Raw genomic sequence first — 23,238 nt, 5'->3', positions numbered from 1 at the left:
TTCAATTTATTCATATCCTAATATGTGATTAACGCATAGACACGGTGATCATTCGGTATTCATGCCGTGGGCCACGGTCTCACCAAACAGCTTGATCGCGCCTTGCAGATTACCTACGAAGGAGGCGTGCACCAGCCACAGGTCGACCATGGGTTTGAAATCCGAGACCTGCAACACCTGCAACTGATCGCGGTGGCGGCTGTGCTGCAACAGCGGTGCCGGGACCAGCCCCAGGCCCATGCCACTGGCGGCCAGACCCAGCTGCAAATCGGTGCCGAAGATCTCCAGGTTGAGTTTGAGGCTCAGGCCCTGTTCGGCCAGTGCGTGTGAGAGGCCGGCGCGGAAACCGCAGCCGTCCGGGTTCAATACCCATCCTGTGCTTTGGCAATCCGCCAGCTTGCAGCGTTTGCCGAGGTCCAGGCCCTTGGCGCCGACGACCAGCAGCGGCATGCGCGCCAGGGAATGCCCCACCACACCTTCGGGGAACACCTTGCCCGCCGGGAACAGCGCCGCCGCAGCGTCCAGTTCACGGTGCTGGATCCGCTGGACCAACTGGCCTCCCCAGCCATGGGCGACCTGCACCTGCAGATCCGCGAAGCGCTGCTTCAGGGCTTGCAGGGCGTCGAGCAGCACCGCGTCGCCAACCGTCTGCGGCACGCCCAGTCGAAGGGTGCCGGAGGGCGCCGCATCCTCGGCCACGAGCTCATGCAACGAATCGATCTCGCGCATCACGCCCTGGCAGCGTTCGTACACGCGCAGGCCGATGGCCGTGGGCTTCATCGGTTTGGTATGCCGATCGAGCAAGACTGCCCCCAGTGACTCCTCGAGGCTTTGCAGGCGCCGGGTGATGGCGGACTGCGTAAGTTGCAGGGATTGGGCGGCGACGCTCAACGACTGCAATCGCACGACCGCCAGAAACGCTTGGATGTCATCTATCTTCATTCGCTTTTCGCATATTAGCTTATGAACAAATTGAATTTCGGGAAGCTTAATCCCTTTGCTAGGGTAATAACGAATCTGTTCGAGGGCTACTGAAATGACTCATCCCCTGCGCTATGACCGTTTTCGCCAGTTCGTCGGCGACCTGGCCGAGCTGCTCGATCGCACGTCAAGCGAGCCCGAAGTACTGGAGCACGGCGCTGTGTTGCTGCAACGACTGGTCAGCCATGACGACTGGCTGCCGGAAATCGCTGCGCAGCCGGATCCGCAACGCTACCAGCAATTCCTGCTGCACGCCGATGCGCGCCAGCGCTTTTCCGTTGTGAGCTTCATCTGGGGCCCTGGGCAGAGCACGCCGATCCATGATCATCGCGTCTGGGGCCTGATCGGCATGTTGCGCGGCGCCGAATTCTCCCAAGGCTTCAGCCGCACGGCCGATGGCCGCCTGGCACCCGAAGGTGCGCCTATCCGTTTGGGTCCGGGCCAAGTCGCAGCGGTATCGCCCAGCGTCGGCGATATCCACCAGGTCAGCAACGCCTTCGACGACCGTGTCTCCATCAGCATCCATGTCTACGGCGCCAACATCGGTGCCGTGCAGCGCGCCGTGTACAGCGAGAACGGCGAAGGGAAACCCTTCATTTCCGGCTATTCCAATGCCGGTATCCCCAACTTCTGGGACCTGTCCAAAGAGCCTGCGTCCAACGAAAGCTCGTTCAAAGAGAGATCGCCCGCATGACCAAGATTGCCGTACGCCCCTACTCCGCGATTCGCCAGGCACTGCTGGACCAGCAGGAACTGGCCTTGATCGATGTGCGCGAGGAAGCGCCCTTCGCCGAAGCGCACCCGCTGTTCGCCGCCAACATTCCTCTGTCGCGCCTGGAACTGGACATCTACGCCCGCGTACCGCGTCGGGATACCGCGATCACTGTCTACGACGATGGCGAAGAGCTTGCCCAGTTCGCGGCGCAACGCTTGCAGGCGCTGGGCTATACCGATGTGGCCCTGCTGGAAAACGGTCTGGCTGGCTGGCGCGAGGCGGGTGGGGAATTGTTTCGCGACGTCAACGTGCCGAGCAAGGCGTTCGGTGAACTGGTGGAAAGCCGCCGGCACACGCCGTCGCTGGCGGCCGAGGAGGTTCAGGCACTGCTCGACCGTCAAGCGGACGTGGTGGTGGTCGACGCGCGCCGTTTCGATGAATACCAGACCATGAGCATTCCCGGCGGCATCAGCGTGCCGGGCGCGGAACTGGTGCTGCGCATCCGTGAACTGGCGCCAAACCCGCAAACCCAGGTGATCGTCAACTGCGCCGGGCGCACCCGCAGCATCATCGGCACCCAGTCACTGGTCAACGCCGGGATTCCCAATCCGGTGGCGGCGCTGCGCAATGGCACTATCGGCTGGACGCTGGCCGGTCAGACCCTGGAGCACGGCCAGCAACGTCGTTTCGGCGAAGTCGACGAACACACCCGTGCCGCAGCGGCGCAGTCGGCACGCGCAGTGGCAGACAAGGCCGGCGTGCAACGGACGACGCTGGCGACACTGGGCAACTGGCACGCCGAACAGGGACGCACCACCTATGTGTTCGACGTGCGCACCCCGGAAGAATACGCAGCCGGACACCTGCCTGCGGCGCGCTCCACGCCAGGCGGCCAACTGGTGCAGGAAACCGATCACTTCGCCAGCGTGCGCGGCGCGCGGCTGGTGCTGGTGGACGACGACGGTGTGCGCGCCAACATGAGTGCGTCGTGGCTGGCCCAGATGGGCTGGGACGTGTCCGTGCTGGACGATGCGCAATCCAGCGACTTCACCGCCACCGGCGCCTGGCAGGCACCGTTGCCACCCCTGCCCGAGGCGCCGACGGTCAGCCCGGCGACGCTCGCCCTGTGGCAGAGTGAGGGCGACACTCAGGTGTTCGATTTCACCACCAGCGCCAACCACGTGCAGCGTCACATCGCCGGGGCCCGCTGGGCACTGCGCGCGCAACTGCCCCAGGCCCTGGAGAGAGTGCCGGTGGCCGAGCGCTACGTGGTGACCTGCGGCAGCGGTCTGCTGGCGCGCTTCGCCGTGGCCGACCTGCAAACCTTGACCGGCAAGCCCGTCTTCCTTCTTGAGGGCGGTAACGCCGCCTGGGTGGCGGCAGGCCTACCGGTGGAGCAAGGCGAGCATCATCTGGCGGTGCCTCGCAGCGATCGCTATCGCCGCCCCTACGAGGGCACCGACAACCCCCGCGAAGCCATGCAGGGCTATCTGGACTGGGAGTTCGGCTTGGTCGAGCAACTGGCCAAGGACGGCACCCACGGCTTCAAGGTGATCTGACACCACCACACCCTACATTTCTGGCTGCTCGGGACCTGATGAAACCGGACCGAGCGGCGATCGCGCCTCAGCGCCATCGCCGCCGATCTGCACGTTTTTCAGGAGAGACCCGAATGACTTCGTTGTCCGTTCTACACGATTCCACGCCCACGCTGCGCCAGCGTGTCACGCCCCAGGAATGGGAAGTGCGCGTCAAGCTCGCGGCTGCCTATCGACTGGCCGCGCAACTGCGCTGGACCGACCATATCTACACGCACTTCTCGGCGCGGGTTCCGGGCGATCAGGAGCACTTCCTGATCAACGCCTTCGGCCTGCTGTTCGATGAAATCACCGCATCCAACCTGGTCAAGGTCGATATCGACGGTGAACTGATCGACGACCCGCTAGGCCTGGGCATCAACCACGCCGGCTATGTGATCCACAGCGCCATCCACCGCGCGCGTCCCGACCTCAAGGCCGTGTTGCACACCCACACCCGCGACGGCGCCGCCGTGTCGGCGCAACGCAACGGCCTGCTGCCGCTGTCCCAGCACGCCCTGCTCTACTACAGCCGCGTGGCCTACCACGGCTATGAAGGCATTGCCCTGGACCTCGACGAACAGGCGCGCCTAGTCAGCAACCTGGGCGACAGCAACATCCTGATCCTGCGCAACCACGGGCTGTTGACCGGTGGCGTCAGCGTCGAGCACGCCTTTCGCGAACTGCATGGCCTGGAGCGAGCCTGCAACATCCAGATCGCCGCCCAGGCCGGCGGCAACGCCGACCTGTTGCTGGCGCCGCAGGCAGCCATCGACAAGGTGCATCAGCAGTCCGCCAGTGCAGCCAGCGGCGACAACCCCAAGATCCAGCTGCACTGGGACGCCCTGATTCGCCAGTTGGAACGCGAGGGCCAAGACTATGCCACCTGAAATCGCCTTTCAGCCGACCGCGCAAGCGCCCGTGCAGATGCTGGAAATTACCCCGAGCGCGCCCCGGCGCGGCGTGCGCGTGCCTGGCTTCGTGCTCAGGTTGCTGAGCCCGCTGGCGATCCTGGTGCTGTGGGAACTGGCCTCGCGGGCCGGGTTGATTCCACCGCGCATTATCGCCGCGCCGTCGAGCATCGGCGTGACCTTCTGGGCCCTGACGGTCAGCGGCGAATTGCCAATGCACCTGCTGATCTCGCTGCAACGCGCAGTATCGGGCCTGGCCATCGGGGTGTGCATCGGCACCGTCGCCGCCCTGCTCACCGGGCTGTCGCGACGCGGCGAAGTGCTGCTCGATTCGCCCATGCAGATGCTGCGCACCGTGCCGTCACTGGCACTGGTGCCGCTGTTCATCCTCTGGTTCGGCATCGGCGAATTCACCAAGGTCGCGTTGATCGTGATGGGCACCACTTTTCCGGTGTACCTGAACTTGTTTGCCGGCATCCGCAGCATCGACCCCAAGCTTATCGAGGCCGGCAACACCTTGGGGCTGAACCACCGCGAGTTGGTCTGGCACGTGATATTGCCCGGCGCGCTGCCCTCGTTCTTCGTCGGCCTGCGCTACTCCCTGGCAATTTCCTGGCTGGCGCTGGTGTTCGTCGAGCAGATCAACGCGACCTCCGGCATCGGCTTTCTGGCCAGCGACGCGCGCGACTTCATGCGCACCGACATCATCGTCATCTGCCTGCTGGTGTACAGCCTGCTGGGGTTGGTGATCGACGGCATCATCCGCGCCCTGGAGCACTATGCCCTGGCCTGGCGCCCCTCCTTCGTGAAGAGCTGATTCCCATGACCGCACACACCGCGCTGCACCCCCAACCCGCCGTCAGCCTGCAGAACGTGGTGCGCCAGTTCGGCGCCAATCGTGTCATCGACGGCCTGGACCTGGACATCGCGCCCGGCGAGTTCGTTGCCCTGCTGGGCGCCAGCGGCTCGGGCAAGACCACCCTGCTGCGCTCGCTGGCCGGGCTCGATCCGATCGAAGGCGGCCGCCTGCTGGTGCCCGCGGCGCGCTCGGCGGTGTTTCAGGAACCCCGCCTGATGCCGTGGAAACGGGTGTGGAAGAACGTCACCCTCGGCGTGCGCGACCCGCAGGCCCGCGAGCGTGCGGTCAAGGCCTTGACCGAAGTGGGCCTGGCGCACCGGCTCGACGCCTTTCCCTCGACCCTGTCCGGTGGTGAAGCCCAGCGCGTGGCACTGGCCCGCAGCCTGGTGCGCGAGCCTCGTCTGCTGTTGCTGGACGAACCCTTCGCGGCCCTCGACGCATTGACTCGCATCCGCATGCATCAACTGATCATCGACCTGTGGCGCGCCCACGGACCGGCAGTGTTGCTCGTCACCCACGACGTGGAAGAAGCGATTCTGCTGGCCGATCGCATCATCGTGCTCAAGCAGGGACGCATTGCCGAGGCCTTGCCCATCGGCCTGGATCGCCCTCGGGAAAAAGGCACCCCGGCCTTTAACGCCATTCGCCGGCGCCTGCTCGGACTGCTGGGCGTGGAAGCCGGCCCGCCTCAGGTGGCCGATGGGCGTTCGCCGTTGGCCAGCAGACCGCGAGCGCTCGCAACCTGAATCGGGGTGAGCCGTTCGCGGGCAGAGCCCCGCTCCCACACCTCGCTCCCACAGGCGCCATCGACCCTGTGGGAGCGGGGCTCTGCCCGCGAAGGCCCCTACCCCAAACCCAAGCCGATCACAGCACTACCAAGGACCCTCACCCATGCCTCACCCAACCTTCTCATCGGCTTCGAACCCACCTCAACGCCCCCGCCTGCTGGCGCTCGGCGTACTGCTCGCAACGCTGGTGGGCTGCTCCCCCTCGGCCCCCGAGCAAGCGGACAAGACCCTGAAGATCGCCTTCTTCGGCGACAACACCACCCTGGTCAGCGTCGACCCGTTCCAGGTCTACTGGCTCGAACACCGCGTGCTGCTGCGCAACGTCGCCGAATCCCTGACCGATCAGGACCCCGACAGCGGCAAGATCATTCCCTGGCTGGCGAAAAGCTGGAACATCAGCGACGACGCCCTGAGCTACACCTTTCACCTGCGTGACGACGTCACCTTCAGCAACGGCGAGCGCTTCGACGCGCACGCGGTCAAGACGGCGTTCGACAGCGACAAGGCCTTCGCCCGGGAACTGCCGGCCACCTTCGGCGCCACCTACCTGGCCGGCTACGACCACGCCGAAGTGCTGGACGACTTCACCGTCAAACTGGTGCTGTCGCGACCCAACGCCGGCTTCCTGCAGGCGACCTCCACCACCAACCTGGCGATTCTCGCCCCGGCGTCCTACCAATTGACCGCCAAGCAGCGCTCTCTGGGCCAGATCATCGGCACCGGGCCTTTCGTGCTGGAGCACTACACACCGGAGAGCGGCGCCCGCCTAACCCGTCGTACGGGCTACCACTGGGCGTCGTCGAACATGAAGAACAAGGCCGATGCCCATCTCGATGCCGTGGACATCAGCTACATCGCCGAGGAAAGCGTGCGCAATGGCCTGTTTTTGCAAGGCAAGGTCGATGTGCTGTGGCCGCGCAACCCCTTCTCGGAGGTCGACCTCAAGCTGTACCAGAGCAAGGGCGCGACCATCCAGAGCCGTGCCTTGCCGGGTCCGGCCCTGAACCTCTACCCCAACACCCGCAACGGCCGCGTGCTGGCCGACAAGAAGGTCCGTCAGGCGCTGCTCAAGTCCATCGACCGCAAAAGCTACGCCAGCACCGTGTACAACGCCGATTTCCCGGTGGTGACCGGGGTCTACGACAGCACCACGCCGTACTTCAAGGCCCAGGGCGAAAAGCTGGCCTACGATGCCGCCGGTGCCGCACGCCTGCTCGACGAAGCGGGCTGGGCCCAGGCTGCCGACGGCTACCGGCACAAGGACGGCAAGCGCCTGAGCCTGGCCTACAACATCAACGGCAGCGAAACGGCCGGTGATGTGCTGGTGCAGGACCAACTGCGCAAAGTGGGCATCGACCTCAAACTCAACGTGGTGACCCGCGCCGAATGGACGGCGGCCAACGCCCAGGGCAACTACGACCTGACGTCCACCTACATGACCCGTGCCGACCCGATCATCCTGCAGACCATTCTCGATCCGCGCAGCGCCAACAGCTCGACCCTGGCCACCAACACCTACGAACCGGCCGCACTCAACCGCGCGACCGCCCTGTTCGATGCCGGCATCACCGCTACCCAGACCGAGCAGCGCGCCAAGGCCTATGGCGACCTGCAAGACCTGCTGGTGGACGAAGCCTCGGCCTTTCCGATCTACGAGCGGGTCTGGCAGGCCGCCACCGCCGCGCGGGTGAAGAACTTCCACTGGACCGCCGAGGGCTTCGCCTTCCTCGGTGACATCGAGGTCGGCACGCCATGAACCGTTACCTGCTGGGCCGTGTCGGCCAGGCGCTGCTGGTGCTGTGGGGCGCCTATACCATCACCTACTTCATCCTCTACCTGCTGCCGGGGGATACGCTGTCGATCATGCTCAGCGCGTCGGGGATCGAGGTCGATGCGCTGTCACCTGCGGACCTGGCCAAGGCGCGTGCCTACTACGGGCTGGACCGCGGTCTGTTCGAGCAGTACGGGCACCTGCTCTGGCAGGCCCTGCAGGGTGACTTTGGCCAGTCGCTGTCACTCAACCGGCCCGTGACCGCGTTGCTGGCCGAGCGCTTGCCCCAAACCCTGACCCTGGCCGGTTCAGCCATCGTGCTGTCGCTGATCGGCGGCGTCGGCCTGGCCTACCTGACAGCCTACGTACGTTGGCAGCCGCTGCAATCGGCCATGGCGCGTCTGCCTTCGCTGGGCTTCTCGGTGCCGGTGTTCTGGCTGGGGCTGCTGCTGATCCAGGTGTTCGCCTTCGGTCTCGGCTGGTTTCCCGCCACCGGCAGCCAAGGCCTGGACAGCCTGGTGCTGCCGGCCATCACCCTGGCGATTCCCAGCGCGGCGGTGTATGCCCAGGTGCTCCAACGCGGATTTCAGCACGTGGCTCGCGAGCCCTACATCACCACCGCCTACGCCAAGGGCCTCAGCCGCGCCCAGGTGCAGTACCGCCACGGCCTGAAGAACGCCGCGCTGCCCATCCTCACGCTGTTCGGCCTGCAGGTCGGCAATACCGTGTCCGGCGCGGTGCTGGTGGAAACCATCTTCAGCCGCAACGGCGTCGGTCGCCTGGCCCAGGAAGCGGTGCTGCGCCAGGACATCCCGGTGGTGCTGGCCATCGTCGCGATCTCGGCCGCCGCCTTCGTGGTTGTGAATCTGCTGGTGGACCTGCTCTACCCGATCTTCGACCCCCGTATCACCCACGCGCCTGCCGCGCCCACAGCGGCCTAGGCCAGCCAAGGACTTCGCTCATGCCTTCATCCAATGCCGTGCGTGATCTCGACCAGCGCCTCATCCCGGCCGCGCCTGCTGCGACGGCCTACGCGCCGCCACCGACAGCGGTCCTGCCCGCGTGGCGGCGGCGCAGTCGCTGGGCGCGTCTGCTCGCGGCCTCACGTCCCTTGTCACGCCGACCTGGCTTCCTGCTGGCTGCTCTGGTGGTCGCCTTCGCCTTGCTCGCCGCCGTGGCACCGGGCGCGCTCAGCGGCTTCGACCCCAATGCCACCGCGCCGCTGGCCAAGCTTACCGCGCCGAATGCGACCCACTGGTTCGGCACCGACGAGTTGGGCCGCGATCTCTACACCCGGGTGATACACGGTGCCAGCCTGTCGATCCAGGCTGCGCTACTGGCCGTCGGCCTGGCCCTGCTCGGAGGCCTGACCCTGGGCGTGCTGTCGGGGTTCGCCGGTGGCCGCGTGGACGCGGTGATCATGCGCGTGATCGATGTGCTGTTGGCCCTGCCCGGCTTGCTCCTGGCCTTGGCCATCGTCACCGCCATCGGCTTCGGCACCTTGCCGGTGGCCCTCGCCGTGGGCGTAGGAATCATCCCCGGCTTTGCCCGCACCACCCGCGCCGAAGTGCTGCGGGTCAAGACCTTGCCCTATGTTGAGGCCGCACGACTGGGCGGCGCGAGCTGGCTGCAGACCTTGTGGCGGCACATCCTGCCCAACGCCTGGGGCCCGGTCGCGGTACTCGCCACCCTGGATTTCGGCGCGGCCATCCTGGCCACCGCCGGGCTCAGCTTCCTCGGTTTCGGCGCCGCACCACCGGCGCCGGAATGGGGCACGCTGATCGCCACCGGCCGACACTTTCTGATCACCGCGCCATGGGTGGCGCTGCTGCCGGGCGTGTTCGTCGTAGCAGTGGTGTTCAGCCTCAACCACCTGGCCCGTACCCTTGAAGAGATCAAGCGATGAATCCGCTCATTGAAGTGCACAACCTGGGCATCGCCTACCGCCACGGCGCGCAACAGACCCAGGCCGTGACGGATGTGTCGTTCAGCCTGATGCAAGGCGAGACCCTGGCCATCGTCGGTGAATCCGGCTCGGGCAAGACCACCATCGCCAACGCCATTCTTGGCTTGCTGCCGGACAGCGCCGTGGTGACCGCCGGGCGCCTGTTGGTGGCTGGTCAGGACCTGAGCCAGGCCACCGAACGGACCAAACGCCAGTTGCGCGGCCGCACCATCGGCCTGGTGCCGCAAGACCCGATGGTCAGTCTCAATCCGACCCAGCGCATCGGCTGCCAGATCGCCGAAGCGCTGGTGCTGGCCAAAGGCGCGCGCTACCTAGGGGTGGACGCCGATGTCGGCGAACTGCTGGCTCAGGTGGGTCTGGACAACCCGCAGCTGCGCGCTCGGCAATACCCCCATGAGTTGTCCGGCGGCATGCGCCAACGGGTACTGATCGCCATCGCCCTGGCCGGCAACCCACGTTTGATCATCGCCGATGAGCCCACCAGCGCCCTGGACGTCACCGTGCAACGGCGCATCCTCGACCATCTCGAAGGGCTGGTACGCGAGCGCGGCATTTCCCTGCTGATCATCACGCACGACCTAGGCGTGGCTGCCGACCGAGCCGACCGCGTGCTGGTGATGAAGGCCGGCGCTTTGGTCGAACAGGGCACGCCACACCAGGTGCTGGCCAACCCGAGACAGCCCTATACCCGCGCGCTGATCGCCGCCGCGCCGGCGTTCGCCGAGCCCCGCGCACCGCGCCCGGTGGCCGCCTCGGGGCAAACACCCCTGCTGGCGCTGACGGCGGTGAGCAAGCATTACCGCCTGCCCCGGGTGCGCGGCCAGGCCGATCGCTTCCAGGCGCTGGCCGATGTCAGTTTCCAGGTCTGCGCCGGTCGCACCCTGGGCATCGTCGGCGAATCGGGCTCGGGCAAGAGCACGGCGCTGCGCATCGCCCTGGGATTGGAAAAAGCCGACAGCGGACGCATCGAATTTGCCGAACAGGACGTGACCGACTTCGGCTGGCGACAATTCAGGCCACTGCGCCGGCGCATGCAACTGGTGCAGCAGAACCCCTTCGCAGCACTGGACCCGCGCCTGTCGATTTTCGACAGCATCGTCGAGCCGCTGGTGTCGTTCGGCCTGGCCAAAGGTGCGGAGCTGGATCGGGCCGCGCGTGAATTGATCGAGCGAGTGCACTTGCCGACGCACTTTCTCGACCGCCTGCCCAGGGAACTGTCCGGCGGTCAGCGCCAGCGCGTGGCCATCGCTCGGGCGCTGGCGTTGCAGCCCGATCTGGTACTGCTGGACGAGCCGGTATCAGCGCTGGATGTTTCGGTGCAGCGGCAGATTCTCGACCTGCTGGACGAACTGCAACGCGAGCTGGGTATCGCCTATGTGATCGTTTCGCACGATCTGGCGGTGATCGCCAACGTGGCCGATGACGTCTTGGTCATGCGCCAGGGTCGCATCGTCGATCAAGGCCCCACCGCTCAACTGTTCAACCAGCCGTCAAATACCTACACCCAGGCACTGCTCGACGCGGTACCCGGCAATCGCCGGCGGGCCCTAGCATAGTCCTGCCCCTTTCGCGGCCCGGACCTCTTCCCCTGGGAACACGGTCGCCCGTGGGAGCGGTCATCGGCCGCGAACCAGTCACCGCGTTCAGTCAGATACACCATAGCGCCTTCTTCGCGGCCACGGACCGCTCCCACTTGGGAACATGGTCCCCGTAGGAGCGGTCATCGGCCGCGAATCAGTCCACCGCGTTTAGTCAGATACACCATAGCGCCTTCTTCGCGGCCACGGACCGCTCCCACTTGGGAACATGGTCCCCGTGGGAGCGGTCATCGGCCGCGAATCAGTCACCGCGTTCAGTCAGATACACCATAGCGCCTTCTTCGCGGCCACGGACCGCTCCCACTTGGGAACATGGTCCCCGTGGGAGCGGTCATCGGCCGCGAATCAGTCACCGCGTTCAGTCAGATACACCATAGCGCCTTCTTCGCGGCCACGGACCGCTCCCACTTGGGATCATGGTCCCCGTGGGAGCGGTCATCGGCCGCGAATCAGTCACCGCGTTCAGTCAGATCCACCATAGCGCCTTCTTCGCGGCCACGGACCGCTCCCACATCAGGCCGCCCTTTAATATGCGAGTTACGCATAACTTGAAATTAAATTAATCCACAAAAAGAATAATTAACATAGAACTAAATGTCATTTCACAGCGCTCCTTTAGAGCTTTAGTTTGAACGCAGACCGACCCCTTGCCTGGTGGAGGTAACTCAATCCCTCTTCAGGAGTCGCTGTTCATGACCCGTTTTCGTGTGCTTTCCTTTTTCCTGGCCGCAGGGCTGCTAGCCACCGGCCCGCTGGCCTGGGCCGACAAGCTCGAACCGCTGCGTGTCGCCAACCAGAAATCCACCCTGAAGCTGTTGCTCAGCGCTGCAGGCGAGCTCAAGGACGTGCCCTATCCCATCGAGTTTTCCGAGTTCGCCGCCGCCGCGCCCCTGGGTGAAGCGCTGAACGCGGGTGCGGTGGACGTGGGCTACTTGGGCGATGCGCCCTACGTGTTTGCGCTGGGTTCCGGCGCGCCGCTCAAGGCCGTCAGCATCACTCACTTCGAAGGCCGCTACACCACCTCCATCCTGGTGCCCAAGGACTCGCCGCTGCAGTCGGTTGCCGACCTCAAGGGCAAGCGCGTGGTCACCAACCGCGGTTCCATCGGCCACTTTCTGGTGATCAAGGCCTTGCGTGACGCGGGCCTGAAAACCGCCGACATCACCTTCGTCAATTTGCTGCCCAGCGACGCCCAGGGCGCACTGCAATCCGGCGATGCCGACGCCTGGTCGACCTGGGACCCCTACACCACCATTGCGCTGAACCAGGGCAACGCCCGCATCCTGCGCAAGGGCACCGACCTGTTGACCAACAACACCTACCTGGTGGCCACCCAGCAGGCCACCGAAACCAAGCGCGCTCAGGTCGAGGACTTCGTCGTGCGCCTGGAGCGTGCCTACCAGTGGGCCAACACCCACCACGACGAGTTCGCTGCCGCTCAGGCCCAGGTCACCCGCCTGCCCTTGGCGGTGCACCTGGCCTCGGTCAACGAGACCCGCTACACGCGCGCCGAGATCACCGACGCGGTGATCGCCGACCTGCAGCAGACCGCCGACATCTATCTGGAAGAAGGCGTGCTGGCGCAGCCAGTCAAGGTCGCCCAAGGCTTCGACAAACACTTCAACGACTTCCGCGCACCCACCCAGACCCCGCTGGCCAGCGCGCCATAACAGGAGATTTCCATGAGCACAAGACAAGTGAAACTGGGCGCCATGATCCACGGCGTAGGGCACGGCTGGGGCGAGTGGCGGCATCCGCAGGCGCTGGCCGACGCCAGTACCAACCTGCGTTACTACCAACACCAGGCGCGGCTGGCCGAAGACGCCCGCTTCGACTTCGCCTTCATCGCCGACAGCCTGCACATCCACGAACGCTCAAGCCCCCATTACCTCAACCGCTTCGAGCCGCTGACCCTGCTCTCGGCGCTGGCCGCCACCACCGAGCACATCGGCCTGGTCGCCACCATCACAGTCAGCTACACCGAGCCCTACCAGGTCGCCCGGCAACTGGCCTCCCTCGATCACATCAGCGGCGGCCGCGCCGGCTGGAACGTGGTCACCTCGTGGCTTTCAGGCACCGCCGACAACTTCAGCAAGGCCGAGCATCCACCCCATGCCGTGCGCTACAAGATCGCCCGGGAACACGTGGATGTGGTCAAGGGACTATGGGATTCCTGGGAGGACGACGCTTTCACCCGCAACAAGGCCACCGGCGAGTTCTTCGACCGCAGCAAACTGCACGCACTGAACCATCGTGGCGAGTTCTTCCAGGTCAAGGGACCACTGAACATCGCTCGTTCGCGCCAAGGCCAACCGGTGATCTTCCAGGCCGGCGTTTCCGAAGACGGCCGCAATTTCGCCGCCCAGAACGCCGATGCGATCTTCTGCCGACACGAGTCGTTCACCGAGTCGCGCGCCTATTACCAGGACCTCAAACAACGCGCTGCAAGCGCCGGTCGCAATCCGGACAAATTGTTCGTCCTGCCGGGCATCAGCCCGATCACCGGGCGCGATCGCGAAGAGGTCGAGCGTCGCTATCAAGAGGCCGCAGACCTGGTCGGCATCGAAGACGCCATCGTCGCCCTGGGCCGCCCGTTCAACGACTACAACTTCAGCGGCCACGATCTGGACGCCCCCTTCCCCGACCTCGGCGACCTGGGCGCCAACAGCCACAAGGGTACGTCCGAGCGGATCAAGCAACTGGCCCGTGACGAGCACCTCACCTTGCGCGAAGTGGCCCTGCGCTTTGCCAAGCCCGAACGGGATTTCGTCGGCCTGCCCGAAGAGGTTGCCGACGCCGTGCAAGCCTGGTTCGAGGGCCACGCCGCCGACGGGTTCATCATCAACTCGCTGTTGCCCGACGGCCTCGAATACTTCACCCGCTACGTGGTGCCGATCCTTCAGCAACGCGGCCTGTTGCGCACCGAATACCCCGGCCTGACCCTGCGCGACAACCTCGGTCTGGAGGTGCCTGCCAACCGCAACGCGAGACCGCGTCAGGATGAAGCTGTGGCCTGACCCGAATACCCTGTGCGCTTCAAATGGCAACCGGGCGATGTGGCGTTCTGGGACAACCGCGCCGCACTGCATGACCCGGTGTACAACTACGGCGATTTCCCCCGGGTCATGGAGCGGGTGCTGATCGCCGACGATGACATACCCCATCGGCGCCGGGCCAGCGCCGATAAGCCGCGTTGAACCCTTCGCGGCCGTTGACCGCTCCCACAGATAGTCACCTGACCCCGTGGGAGCGGTCAGTGGCCGCGAAAAGCCCACCACGGTGCAGTTCCCTCAAAAAAAGACGCACGAACAAAAACGCCGCTCATTTCTGAGCGGCGTTTTCATTGAATTTGGAGCGGGAAACGAGACTCGAACTCGCGACCCCGACCTTGGCAAGGTCGTGCTCTACCAACTGAGCTATTCCCGCAAATGGCGTCCCCTAGGGGACTCGAACCCCTGTTACCGCCGTGAAAGGGCGGTGTCCTAGGCCACTAGACGAAGGGGACACGCTAACCGAAACACATGGTGTGTATTCCGGCGCCCAGACCCATGCCCGAAGACTGGATACTGGTTTCACTCAGTGCCGCCCGAGAGCCACACTGCTTAAACTGGAGCGGGAAACGAGACTCGAACTCGCGACCCCGACCTTGGCAAGGTCGTGCTCTACCAACTGAGCTATTCCCGCAATGGCGTCCCCTAGGGGACTCGAACCCCTGTTACCGCCGTGAAAGGGCGGTGTCCTAGGCCACTAGACGAAGGGGACACGCTACAACATTCACTACTTACTGCGCTTCGGTGTGTGCTTTACGCTGCAAGTGGCGCGCATTCTATGGATGCTTTCGAGGGTCGTCAACCCCCTGTTATAAATTTATTTAAATCAATGACTTCACTGTGCTTTGAGCGCCGACCCGGTGCTGTGCAGGAAGCGGCTGTACATACGAGACCCATAAGCTTTGACACCAGTGGTAGCACAAAGCCATAGTCACGGTAGACGTCGATACGGATCATATGAGCGCGCCGCAGCGTGTTGTGCTATCCGTGTCGACAGACCGGCCCTACACTTCAACTTCACTCAACCTTGAGAGCTCACCGGTGACTCCACTCATGATCACCCTGTTCATCGTAACGGGGATCGCCATTCTTATCGTCATCGGCCTGCTCAACAACATGGTCGAGAGCAACAAGCTGGCCAAGGCGCGCGACAAGCTCGAACTCACCGACCGCCTGCGCCGCTGCGCTCGCATCGACGAGACGTTCCCCGGTCAACTGATGACCCCTGCCCTCAAGCAGCTTCTCACGCGACTGGCCTTGAACATCAGCCAGCGCCTGCTGTTGCTCGACAAGCAGAACGCGCCGCTCAAGGCTCGCCTGGAAGAGTTGCAAGGCGAAATCGCCAAGGGCGATGACATTGCCATCAACAATCCCCCTGTTCCGATCATGACCGAAGATCAGGCCAAGGAAGTGCGCTTTCTGCTGGAAGCCCTGAACGCGCAAGTGACCCGGGCCGCGCAGGAGGGTTTCCTGAACCCAGCCGAGACCAAGCACTGGGGCCGCGAGATTCGCAGCATCCTGGTGCTGCTGCACATCGAGTTCTTCAATAACCTGGGCCAGCAATTGCTGGGGGAAGGCCTGCCGGGCCGCGCTCGACTGGCCTTCGAGCGCGGCGTGCAGTACCTCAAGAGCCAACCCGACGCCGTGCTCTACCAGGAGCAATTGCAGTACCTGCAAAAGATGCTCAAGCGCACCAACGCCATGGTCCTCAGCGAAATGGAACCCACCGGCGACGAGGTCAACGAACTCACCGACGGTTTGAAGGCCGACGAAAAAGAAGACCCGTTCCAGAAGAAAGCCAACTACGACTGAGGACGGTAGCGTTTCAGTAGCGGCTGCAGTCGGTCGAGGCGAGGAAGATCGCTGCCAGCTGTTCGATACCTTGCTGGTCCGCTTCGCTGAAGCGTGCAGTGCGTGGGCTGTCCAGATCCAGCACACCGATCAGCTTGCCGTCCTTGATCAGCGGAATCACCAGCTCGCTGTTCGAGGCGCTGTCACAGGCGATATGCCCAGGGAACGCGTGCACGTCCTCGACCCGCTGAGTCTGCTGGCTCGCTGCGGCTGCGCCACACACGCCCCGGCCGAACGGAATGCGCACGCACGCCACCTGCCCCTGGAAAGGCCCCAGCACCAACTCCTCGTTACGGTTCAGGTAGAAACCCGCCCAATTCAATTCGTCCACTTGGTTGAAAAGAAACGCCGAGAATTGCGCCGCATTGGCGACGAAGTCGCGCTCGTCGGCCAACAGCGATTCCAGTTGAGCGCACAGCATGCGGTAGCCTTCCAGCCCCGCGCCTGCGGCCTGCAGATCGATCATGGTTGTTGCTCCAGCAGTTTAAGACCTACCCAGTATCGGGCAAATTGATAGGCGCAGCGGCCGTTGCGGTTGCCGCGACCGGTTGCCCAGCGCACAGCGAGAATGTCCAATTGCTCGTCACGGGACCACTGCAAGCCGCTGTCACGGGCCAGCTCGCCGATCCAGTGTTCCACTACGCGCAGGAAATGCTCCTGGGTGAACGGATAGAACGACAGCCACAACCCGAACCGATCGGACAAGGCGATCTTGTCTTCCACCGCTTCGCTGGGGTGCAGTTCGCCGTCGACCCGCGACCAGTTCTCGTTGTCGCTCTGATGCTCGGGCACCAGATGACGACGGTTGGAGGTGGCGTACAGCAGCACGTTGTCCGGCGCCTGCTCGAGCGAGCCGTCGAGCACGCTCTTGAGCACCCGGTAATCGCCCTCGCCCGCCTCGAACGACAGGTCGTCGCAAAACAGCACGAAGCGCTGCGGCAGCTTCTGCAACTGCTCGACCACCCGCGGCAGATCGGCCAGGTGGTCACGCTCGATCTCGATCAGGCGCAGTCCAGCGGCGGCGTGTTCGGCGAGCAACGCACGCACCAGCGACGATTTGCCCGTGCCCCGTGAACCCCACAGCAGGGCGTGGTTGGCCGGATGGCCGTCGAGAAACTGTTGCGTGTTGCGCGCCAGTTGCTGGCGCTGCTGATCGACGCCGATCAGGTCGCTCAGGCGCATGTCGAGGCTGACTTCCAGTGGCAGTAGATAGCCACTGCGACCCTCGCGCTGCCAGCGCGCGGCCAGGCACTGATTCCAATCGATCTCGGGGCGCAGCGCGGGCAGCAGAGGCTCGAGCCGCGCCAGCACGGATTCGGCGCGCTCAAGAAAGGCATTCAAACGAGAGTCCACGACTGTTCCTCAAGGCAAGTTGCGTGTAAAAGGTTCGGCAAGGGAACATGCCGTCGCACGTCGCGGCGCACAGACATGGTCCATGCTTTGGCCCTGCGCACGGAATGGAAATTGGCCCAGTATCCATGGATATAAAATTCACCCAGCGGCTGTCCTATAAACAAGCCCGCTTGACGGTACTGGTCGGCTTCATTCTGGGGGCTTTGCTCAGCGTTATCCAGATCGGCATCGATTATGCCATCGTCGATCAAACCATCGATCGGCAAATGCGTTCACTGTTGGAAATCAGCCACAACCCCGCCTCGCGCATCGCCTACAACATCGACGCCGAGCTGGCCAAGGAACTGACCCTGGGCCTGTTGCAATCGGAGTCGATCACCGCTGCACGGCTGACGGACAACAATGGCAACATCCTGGCCAGCGTGCAGCGGCCACGCCTGGAAAGCAGCTACCGCTTCATCAGCGACATCCTCTTCAATGCTCAACGCCAGTACGAAGACCCGCTGTTCCTCTCGCACATGCCCGACGACCGCCTCGGCACGCTGCAGTTGACCGTCGACACCTTCGCCATCGGCAACCGCTTCCTGCGCCGTGCCGAAATCACCTTGGCCAGCGGCTTCCTGCGCACGGCGCTGCTGACCGCCCTGCTTCTGGGCTTTTTCTACGTGATGTTGACCAAGCCGCTGAACCGGGTCATCCGCGCGTTGAGCAACAGCGATCCGCACCAACCCAAACCGGCGCGCCTGGACTATCCCCCGGGCCACGAACATGACGAGATCGGCGTGCTGGTAAAGGTCGCCAACCAGCAGTTCATCAGCATGGCCACGGAAATCCAGCAGCGGCGCAGCGCCGAAAACCGCCTGACCGAGTACCTGGGTGAGCTGGAAAACATCGTGTCGGCACGCACCACTGAGCTCAAGGCCAGCAACACGCGCCTGAGCATGTCCAACGAAGAGCTGGAGAAGGCCCGCCGCACAGCTTTGGACATGGCCCAGGCGCGCGCCTCGTTCCTGGCGAACATGAGTCACGAGATCCGTACCCCGCTCAATGGTTTGCTGGGCATGATCGCCTTGTCGCTGGACAGTCCGCTGAACGCCGAACAACGCCAGCAACTCTCCATTGCCCACGACTCGGGCAAGGTGCTGGTCGAGCTGCTCAACGATATCCTCGACCTGTCCAAGTTCGACGCCGGCCAGCTGGAGCTGGAGCGCATTCCCTTCGACCTCGGTGCGTTGATCGAAGACACCGCCAACCTGCTGTCGCAGAACGCAGCGCCCAGCGTCGAGCTGACCTGCCTGATCGACCCGCATTTCCCTGCCCTGGTGCTGGGCGACCCGACCCGGGTGCGGCAGATCGTCAGCAACCTGCTGTCCAACGCCTTGAAGTTCACCCGTTTCGGCCGCGTCGACGTGCGCCTGTATACCCGTCCGGGGGGCGTGCGCATCGAAGTCAGCGATACCGGCATCGGTATCGCCCAGGAAGCCCAGGTCAAGATCTTCCAGCCCTTCACCCAGGCCGGCGCTGGAATCACGCGGCAGTTCGGTGGCACCGGTCTGGGCCTGGCCCTGACCAACAACCTCTGCGAGGCCATGCAGGGGCGACTGAGCATCAGTTCCGAAGCCGGGTTCGGCAGCCAGTTCTACGCCGACTTGCCCTTGATGGCGCACAGCCCAGCGCATGTTCCGCCGTTGCTGCGTGGCCAGGTGGCATTGATCGGACACGCCGGCAGTGGCCTGGCCGAGCTGCTGCTGGATGTGTTGCCGTTGTGGGGCATCGATTACCAGCGCTACGACCTGGGCGCCGACCTTGCCGGCATCACGCCGGACCTGGTGATCACCGACAGCCTGGACTGCCTGTTCGGCCTGCGCCCGGGCATCCAGGCACCGATCCTGCTGGTCACCGCCTACGGCAACTTCCTGCCTACCGAGCAGGCCACTGCGCTGATGCCGTTGCAGCAGCAGGCCCGGCCACTGGCGCGCAACGCACTGTATCAAGCGCTGCGCCGCAGCCTGGTCGGTGACGAACCAACGGCGCTGGACAGCCTGGCCAACCGGCGCAAGGCGCAGCGCCGCGCCCGCATCCTGCTGGTGGAAGACAATCCGGTGAATCAGCTGGTAGCCAAAGGCATGCTGAGCAAGCTGGGATGCGAGGTCACCGTGGCTGCGCACGGCGGCGAGGCGCTCAGCGAGCTGGAGAAGAGCGAGTTCGACCTGGTGCTGATGGACTGCAACATGCCGGTCATGGACGGCTACGAAGCCAGCCGGCAGATTCGTCGAAGCGGGCGGTGGCCGCAGTTGCCGATCGTGGCACTGACCGCCAACGCCATGCCCGAAGAGCGTGAGCGCTGTCGTGCGGCGGGCATGAGCGACTACCTGTCCAAGCCGTTCCGCCGCGAGGAACTGGTGATGCTGATCGACCAATGGGTGCCTGAATAACCCAGGCACCTGCACCGCCTCACCCCAGCGCGCGCTCGATCTCGTGAGCCAGGTCGGCGGGCTTGGTCAGCGGCGCGAAGCGCTTCACGCTGCCGTCGGGCGCGACCAGGAACTTGGTGAAATTCCATTTCACCTTCTCCGAACCGAACATTCCCGGCGCGCTTTTCTTCAGGTAGGCGAACAGCGGATGGGTCAGCTCGCCATTGACGTCGATCTTGCGGAACATCGGGAAGCTCACGCCAAAGTTCTTCTCGCAGAACTGCACGATGTCCAGCGTGTCGCCGGGCTCCTGATTGCCGAACTGGTTGCAGGGAAACCCCAGCACCACCAGGCCCTGCTTGCGATACGTCTGCCACAGCTCCTCCAACCCCTTGTACTGCGGCGTGAAGCCACACTGGCTGGCCGTATTGACCACCAGCAGGACCTTGCCGGCGAAATCGCCGATGGTCTTGTGCTGGCCGTCCAGGGTGATGCACGGGATGGAGAGAAAGTCTTTGCTCATGGTCGTTTTCTTGTCAGGGGTCATGCAGGCTGGTCGGCCCGAGGCTGGAAGTCCAGGCACACCGAATTGATGCAGTAGCGCAGGCCGGTCGGTGCAGGCCCGTCGGGGAACACGTGGCCCAGGTGCGATTCGCACGTAGCGCACTTGACCTCGGTGCGGATCATGCCGTGGCTGACGTCGCGGATCTCCATCATCGCCTGCTCGCCGATCGGCGCGTAGAAGCTGGGCCAGCCGCAGCCGGAATCGAACTTGGTGCGGGAGTCGAACAGGGGCTCGTCGCAGCCCACGCAGGTGAAGATTCCGTCACCTTTGAAGTCGTTGTACTTGCCCGTGAACGGCCGCTCGGTGGCGCTCAGGCGGCAGACGTTGTACTGCTCGGGATCGAGCATTTGCTTCCATTCTTCTTCGGTTCTAGTGAGCTTGCCCATCGGTACACCTCGGCGGTTCAAAAAGCCCGATCTGTGTCTTTTGCAACGATCAGGCGGCACGTATGATTGCGCCTTTGGACAGCAGTCTGTCACCCGCGTTTCAGCGATTCAATTTTTTCATCATCAGGGCCGGCGCGGGCCTTGTCATCTTTCGGGACCTCACCATGCAGTTCAGCAAATCGAACAAGCTCGCCAACGTCTGCTATGACATTCGCGGGCCCGTGCTCAAGCACGCCAAGCGCCTGGAAGAGGAAGGCCACCGCATCCTCAAGCTGAACATCGGCAACCCGGCGCCGTTCGGTTTCGAGGCGCCGGTCGAGATCCTCCAGGACGTCATCCGCAACCTGCCCACCGCCCAGGGCTACAGCGACTCCAAGGGCCTGTTCAGTGCGCGCAAGGCGGTCATGCAGTACTACCAGCAGAAGCAGGTGGAAGGTGTCGGCATCGAGGACATCTACCTGGGCAACGGCGTGTCCGAGCTGATCGTCATGTCGCTGCAGGCCCTGCTCAACAATGGCGACGAAGTGCTGATCCCGGCGCCCGACTACCCGCTGTGGACGGCCTCGGTGAGCCTGGCCGGCGGCCATGCCGTGCACTACCTGTGCGACGAGCAGGCCAACTGGTGGCCGGACCTGGACGACATCAAGGCCAAGATCACGCCCAACACCAAGGCCATGGTGATCATCAACCCGAACAACCCGACCGGCGCCGTGTACTCCAGGGAAGTGCTGCTGGGCATGCTGGAACTCGCCCGCCAGCACAACCTGGTGGTGTTCTCGGACGAGATCTACGACAAGATCCTCTATGACGATGCCGTGCACATCTGCACCGCCTCGCTGGCGCCGGACCTGCTCTGCCTGACCTTCAATGGCCTGTCCAAGTCCTACCGCGTGGCTGGTTTCCGCTCGGGCTGGATCGCCATCTCCGGGCCCAAGCACAATGCCCAGAGCTACATCGAAGGCATCGACATCCTGGCCAACATGCGCCTGTGCGCCAACGTGCCGAGCCAGCACGCGATCCAGACCGCGCTGGGCGGCTACCAGAGCATCAACGACCTGGTCCTGCCCAACGGCCGCCTGCTGGAGCAGCGCAACCGCACCTGGGAACTGCTCAACGACATTCCCGGTGTCAGCTGCGTCAAACCCATGGGCGCGCTGTACGCCTTCCCGCGCATCGACCCCAAGGTCTGCCCGATTCACAACGACGAGAAGTTCGTGCTCGACCTGCTGTTGTCGGAGAAGCTGCTGGTGGTCCAGGGCACTGCGTTCAACTGGCCCAACCCGGACCATTTCCGCGTAGTGACGCTGCCCCGGGTCGACGATCTGGAGCAGGCCATCGGTCGCATCGGCAGCTTTCTGAAGAATTATCGCCAGTAAAAAACGAACGTATTCAAGTGTCCGTCTGCATATACACAGTTTGAAATAGTCCCCCGGTTGAATCGACCGGGCGCGCACCTTATATAGCGCATACGCAACACTTTAATCCGTCAGGAGAACGTTACAACCATGATGCGCATTTTGCTGTTTCTGGCCACTAACCTTGCGGTGGTGCTGATTGCCAGCATTACCTTGAGCCTGTTTGGCTTCAATGGGTTCATGGCGGCCAACGGGGTGGATCTGAACCTCAATCAGCTGCTGATCTTCTGCGCCGTGTTCGGCTTCGCCGGTTCGCTGTTCTCGCTGTTCATCTCCAAGTGGATGGCGAAGATGAGCACCGGCACGCAGATCATCACCCAACCGCGCACCCGTCACGAACAATGGCTGCTGCAGACCGTCGAGGAGCTGTCGCGCGAAGCGGGCATCAAGATGCCCGAGGTCGGCATCTTCCCGGCCTACGAGGCCAACGCCTTCGCCACCGGCTGGAACAAGAACGACGCGCTGGTAGCCGTGAGCCAGGGCCTGCTCGAGCGTTTCTCGCCCGATGAAGTCAAGGCCGTGCTGGCCCACGAGATCGGCCACGTCGCCAATGGCGACATGGTCACCCTGGCGCTGGTGCAAGGCGTGGTGAACACCTTCGTGATGTTCTTTGCGCGCATCATCGGCAACTTCGTCGACAAGGTGATCTTCAAGAACGAACAGGGCCAGGGCATCGCCTACTACATCGCGACCATCGTCGCCGAACTGGTGCTGGGCATCCTGGCCAGCGTCATCGTCATGTGGTTCTCGCGTCGCCGCGAGTTTCGCGCCGACGAAGCCGGCGCCCGCCTGGCCGGCACCAATGCAATGATCGGTGCGCTGCAACGCCTGCGCTCCGAACAGGGCGTTCCAGTGCAGATGCCCGACTCGCTGAATGCGTTCGGCATCAACGGTGGTCTCAAGCACGGCCTGGCCGGCCTGCTCATGACCCACCCGCCGCTGGAAGACCGCATCGAGGCCTTGCGCCGTCGCGGTTGAAAGCAACAGGCATGATCGAGGGCGACGAAAGTCGCCCTTTTTCATGGGCGTCGACAATAC

At 63.9% G+C, this 23,238-nt stretch carries 20 protein-coding genes, 4 tRNA genes and 1 pseudogene; 16 read left to right on the top strand and 9 right to left on the bottom strand.

The window, feature by feature from the left end; genetic code table 11:
• Nucleotides 1–48: 48 nt before the first annotated feature.
• Nucleotides 49–942 carry a LysR family transcriptional regulator gene (locus tag LT40_RS05140; protein WP_043187234.1) on the bottom strand — a complete coding sequence of 298 codons (894 nt, stop codon included), beginning with the start codon at nt 940–942 and terminating at the stop codon, nt 49–51.
• Nucleotides 943–1,036: 94 nt separating this feature from the next.
• On the opposite strand from LT40_RS05140, the gene LT40_RS05135 reads away from it, so the two are divergent.
• The 12 genes and pseudogenes from LT40_RS05135 (at nt 1,037) to LT40_RS21540 (ending at nt 14,363) form a co-directional block, all read left to right on the top strand.
• Nucleotides 1,037–1,675, top strand: coding sequence for a cysteine dioxygenase family protein (locus tag LT40_RS05135; protein WP_043187232.1), 639 nt, complete (start codon nt 1,037–1,039; stop codon nt 1,673–1,675).
• Entirely contained in the window at nt 1,672–3,255 is a 1,584-nt protein-coding gene (locus LT40_RS05130) for a rhodanese-related sulfurtransferase (protein WP_043187230.1), read from the top strand. Before LT40_RS05135 ends, LT40_RS05130 begins: the two co-directional genes overlap by 4 nt.
• Nucleotides 3,256–3,368: 113 nt before the next feature.
• Nucleotides 3,369–4,163 carry a class II aldolase/adducin family protein gene (locus LT40_RS05125; RefSeq protein WP_043187228.1) on the top strand — a complete coding sequence of 265 codons (795 nt, stop codon included), beginning with the start codon at nt 3,369–3,371 and terminating at the stop codon, nt 4,161–4,163.
• 64 nt (nt 4,164–4,227) lie between these two features.
• Nucleotides 4,228–5,001: pseudogene (locus tag LT40_RS05120) on the top strand (ABC transporter permease); the annotation flags it as partial.
• A gap of 5 nt (nt 5,002–5,006) precedes the next feature.
• Nucleotides 5,007–5,789 (top strand): ABC transporter ATP-binding protein, encoded by a 783-nt coding sequence (locus tag LT40_RS05115; protein ID WP_043187226.1) that lies wholly within the window; start codon nt 5,007–5,009, stop codon nt 5,787–5,789.
• Between the two features lie 145 nt (nt 5,790–5,934).
• Complete coding sequence (locus LT40_RS05110) at nt 5,935–7,587, top strand: ABC transporter substrate-binding protein (RefSeq protein ID WP_052393250.1); 1,653 nt, start codon at nt 5,935–5,937, stop codon at nt 7,585–7,587.
• Nucleotides 7,584–8,543 (top strand): ABC transporter permease, encoded by a 960-nt coding sequence (locus LT40_RS05105; RefSeq protein ID WP_043187222.1) that lies wholly within the window; start codon nt 7,584–7,586, stop codon nt 8,541–8,543. Before LT40_RS05110 ends, LT40_RS05105 begins: the two co-directional genes overlap by 4 nt.
• A 20-nt stretch (nt 8,544–8,563) precedes the next feature.
• Nucleotides 8,564–9,508, top strand: a complete 945-nt coding sequence (locus LT40_RS05100) for an ABC transporter permease (RefSeq protein WP_084139715.1) — start codon at nt 8,564–8,566, stop codon at nt 9,506–9,508.
• A complete protein-coding gene (locus LT40_RS05095) occupies nt 9,505–11,124 on the top strand; it encodes a dipeptide ABC transporter ATP-binding protein (protein ID WP_043187221.1) in 1,620 nt (539 codons plus the stop codon). The genes LT40_RS05100 and LT40_RS05095 overlap by 4 nt, the downstream gene beginning before the upstream one ends.
• Nucleotides 11,125–11,858: 734 nt before the next feature.
• A complete protein-coding gene (locus LT40_RS05090; RefSeq protein WP_043187219.1) occupies nt 11,859–12,836 on the top strand; it encodes an ABC transporter substrate-binding protein in 978 nt (325 codons plus the stop codon).
• 12 nt (nt 12,837–12,848) lie between these two features.
• Nucleotides 12,849–14,183, top strand: coding sequence for an LLM class flavin-dependent oxidoreductase (locus LT40_RS05085; protein ID WP_043187217.1), 1,335 nt, complete (start codon nt 12,849–12,851; stop codon nt 14,181–14,183).
• A 12-nt stretch (nt 14,184–14,195) separates the two neighbouring features.
• Nucleotides 14,196–14,363 (top strand): TauD/TfdA family dioxygenase, encoded by a 168-nt coding sequence (locus LT40_RS21540; protein ID WP_148308513.1) that lies wholly within the window; start codon nt 14,196–14,198, stop codon nt 14,361–14,363.
• Between the two features lie 153 nt (nt 14,364–14,516).
• Here the strand turns inward: LT40_RS21540 and LT40_RS05080 are convergent.
• From LT40_RS05080 to LT40_RS05065, 4 genes are all read right to left on the bottom strand, one after another.
• Nucleotides 14,517–14,592: transfer RNA gene (locus tag LT40_RS05080), tRNA-Gly, on the bottom strand.
• Nucleotides 14,593–14,595: 3 nt separating this feature from the next.
• Nucleotides 14,596–14,671, bottom strand: a tRNA-Glu gene (locus LT40_RS05075).
• A gap of 103 nt (nt 14,672–14,774) precedes the next feature.
• Nucleotides 14,775–14,850: transfer RNA gene (locus tag LT40_RS05070), tRNA-Gly, on the bottom strand.
• 2 nt (nt 14,851–14,852) lie between these two features.
• Nucleotides 14,853–14,928: transfer RNA gene (locus tag LT40_RS05065), tRNA-Glu, on the bottom strand.
• 329 nt (nt 14,929–15,257) lie between these two features.
• Here LT40_RS05065 and LT40_RS05060 point away from each other — a divergent pair.
• A complete protein-coding gene (locus LT40_RS05060; protein WP_043187215.1) occupies nt 15,258–16,028 on the top strand; it encodes a hypothetical protein in 771 nt (256 codons plus the stop codon).
• A gap of 13 nt (nt 16,029–16,041) precedes the next feature.
• On the opposite strand, the gene LT40_RS05055 is transcribed toward LT40_RS05060, so the two are convergent.
• Nucleotides 16,042–16,533, bottom strand: a complete 492-nt coding sequence (locus LT40_RS05055; RefSeq protein ID WP_043187213.1) for a GAF domain-containing protein — start codon at nt 16,531–16,533, stop codon at nt 16,042–16,044.
• On the bottom strand, nt 16,530–17,420 hold the full coding sequence (locus LT40_RS05050) for an ATP-binding protein (RefSeq protein WP_043187211.1): 891 nt from the start codon (nt 17,418–17,420) through the stop codon (nt 16,530–16,532). The genes LT40_RS05055 and LT40_RS05050 overlap by 4 nt, the downstream gene beginning before the upstream one ends.
• 125 nt (nt 17,421–17,545) lie before the next feature.
• On the opposite strand from LT40_RS05050, the gene LT40_RS05045 reads away from it, so the two are divergent.
• Nucleotides 17,546–19,855, top strand: a complete 2,310-nt coding sequence (locus LT40_RS05045; protein WP_043187209.1) for a response regulator — start codon at nt 17,546–17,548, stop codon at nt 19,853–19,855.
• Nucleotides 19,856–19,874: 19 nt separating this feature from the next.
• Here the strand turns inward: LT40_RS05045 and LT40_RS05040 are convergent, their stop codons facing one another.
• Both LT40_RS05040 and msrB read right to left on the bottom strand, forming a co-directional pair.
• Nucleotides 19,875–20,357, bottom strand: a complete 483-nt coding sequence (locus LT40_RS05040) for a glutathione peroxidase (RefSeq protein ID WP_043187208.1) — start codon at nt 20,355–20,357, stop codon at nt 19,875–19,877.
• A gap of 20 nt (nt 20,358–20,377) precedes the next feature.
• Entirely contained in the window at nt 20,378–20,785 is a 408-nt protein-coding gene (gene msrB / locus LT40_RS05035) for a peptide-methionine (R)-S-oxide reductase MsrB (RefSeq protein WP_043187207.1), read from the bottom strand.
• 164 nt (nt 20,786–20,949) lie between these two features.
• On the opposite strand from msrB, the gene LT40_RS05030 reads away from it, so the two are divergent.
• Nucleotides 20,950–22,161, top strand: a complete 1,212-nt coding sequence (locus LT40_RS05030) for a pyridoxal phosphate-dependent aminotransferase (protein ID WP_043193314.1) — start codon at nt 20,950–20,952, stop codon at nt 22,159–22,161.
• Nucleotides 22,162–22,290: 129 nt separating this feature from the next.
• Nucleotides 22,291–23,178, top strand: a complete 888-nt coding sequence (gene htpX, locus LT40_RS05025) for a protease HtpX (protein WP_043187206.1) — start codon at nt 22,291–22,293, stop codon at nt 23,176–23,178.
• The last annotated feature ends 60 nt before the right edge of the window (nt 23,179–23,238 follow it).

The sequence above is a fragment of the Pseudomonas rhizosphaerae genome (genome assembly GCF_000761155.1).
GTDB lineage: Bacteria > Pseudomonadota > Gammaproteobacteria > Pseudomonadales > Pseudomonadaceae > Aquipseudomonas > Aquipseudomonas rhizosphaerae.
Note: the sequence above shows the minus strand (reverse complement) of the source record. Positions and strands in the feature narration are given on the sequence as shown.

Bases quoted from the DNA above. Each gene is read 5' to 3' on its own strand.
- LT40_RS05140 (WP_043187234.1), bottom strand. From the start codon at position 942: ATGAAGATAGATGACATCCAAGCGTTTCTGGCGGTCGTGCGATTGCAG.
- LT40_RS05135 (WP_043187232.1), top strand. From the start codon at position 1,037: ATGACTCATCCCCTGCGCTATGACCGTTTTCGCCAGTTCGTCGGCGAC.
- LT40_RS05130 (WP_043187230.1), top strand. From the start codon at position 1,672: ATGACCAAGATTGCCGTACGCCCCTACTCCGCGATTCGCCAGGCACTG.
- LT40_RS05125 (WP_043187228.1), top strand. From the start codon at position 3,369: ATGACTTCGTTGTCCGTTCTACACGATTCCACGCCCACGCTGCGCCAG.
- LT40_RS05115 (WP_043187226.1), top strand. From the start codon at position 5,007: ATGACCGCACACACCGCGCTGCACCCCCAACCCGCCGTCAGCCTGCAG.
- LT40_RS05110 (WP_052393250.1), top strand. From the start codon at position 5,935: ATGCCTCACCCAACCTTCTCATCGGCTTCGAACCCACCTCAACGCCCC.
- LT40_RS05105 (WP_043187222.1), top strand. From the start codon at position 7,584: ATGAACCGTTACCTGCTGGGCCGTGTCGGCCAGGCGCTGCTGGTGCTG.
- LT40_RS05100 (WP_084139715.1), top strand. From the start codon at position 8,564: ATGCCTTCATCCAATGCCGTGCGTGATCTCGACCAGCGCCTCATCCCG.
- LT40_RS05095 (WP_043187221.1), top strand. From the start codon at position 9,505: ATGAATCCGCTCATTGAAGTGCACAACCTGGGCATCGCCTACCGCCAC.
- LT40_RS05090 (WP_043187219.1), top strand. From the start codon at position 11,859: ATGACCCGTTTTCGTGTGCTTTCCTTTTTCCTGGCCGCAGGGCTGCTA.
- LT40_RS05085 (WP_043187217.1), top strand. From the start codon at position 12,849: ATGAGCACAAGACAAGTGAAACTGGGCGCCATGATCCACGGCGTAGGG.
- LT40_RS05055 (WP_043187213.1), bottom strand. From the start codon at position 16,533: ATGATCGATCTGCAGGCCGCAGGCGCGGGGCTGGAAGGCTACCGCATG.
- LT40_RS05045 (WP_043187209.1), top strand. From the start codon at position 17,546: ATGGATATAAAATTCACCCAGCGGCTGTCCTATAAACAAGCCCGCTTG.
- LT40_RS05040 (WP_043187208.1), bottom strand. From the start codon at position 20,357: ATGAGCAAAGACTTTCTCTCCATCCCGTGCATCACCCTGGACGGCCAG.
- msrB (WP_043187207.1), bottom strand. From the start codon at position 20,785: ATGGGCAAGCTCACTAGAACCGAAGAAGAATGGAAGCAAATGCTCGAT.
- LT40_RS05030 (WP_043193314.1), top strand. From the start codon at position 20,950: ATGCAGTTCAGCAAATCGAACAAGCTCGCCAACGTCTGCTATGACATT.
- htpX (WP_043187206.1), top strand. From the start codon at position 22,291: ATGATGCGCATTTTGCTGTTTCTGGCCACTAACCTTGCGGTGGTGCTG.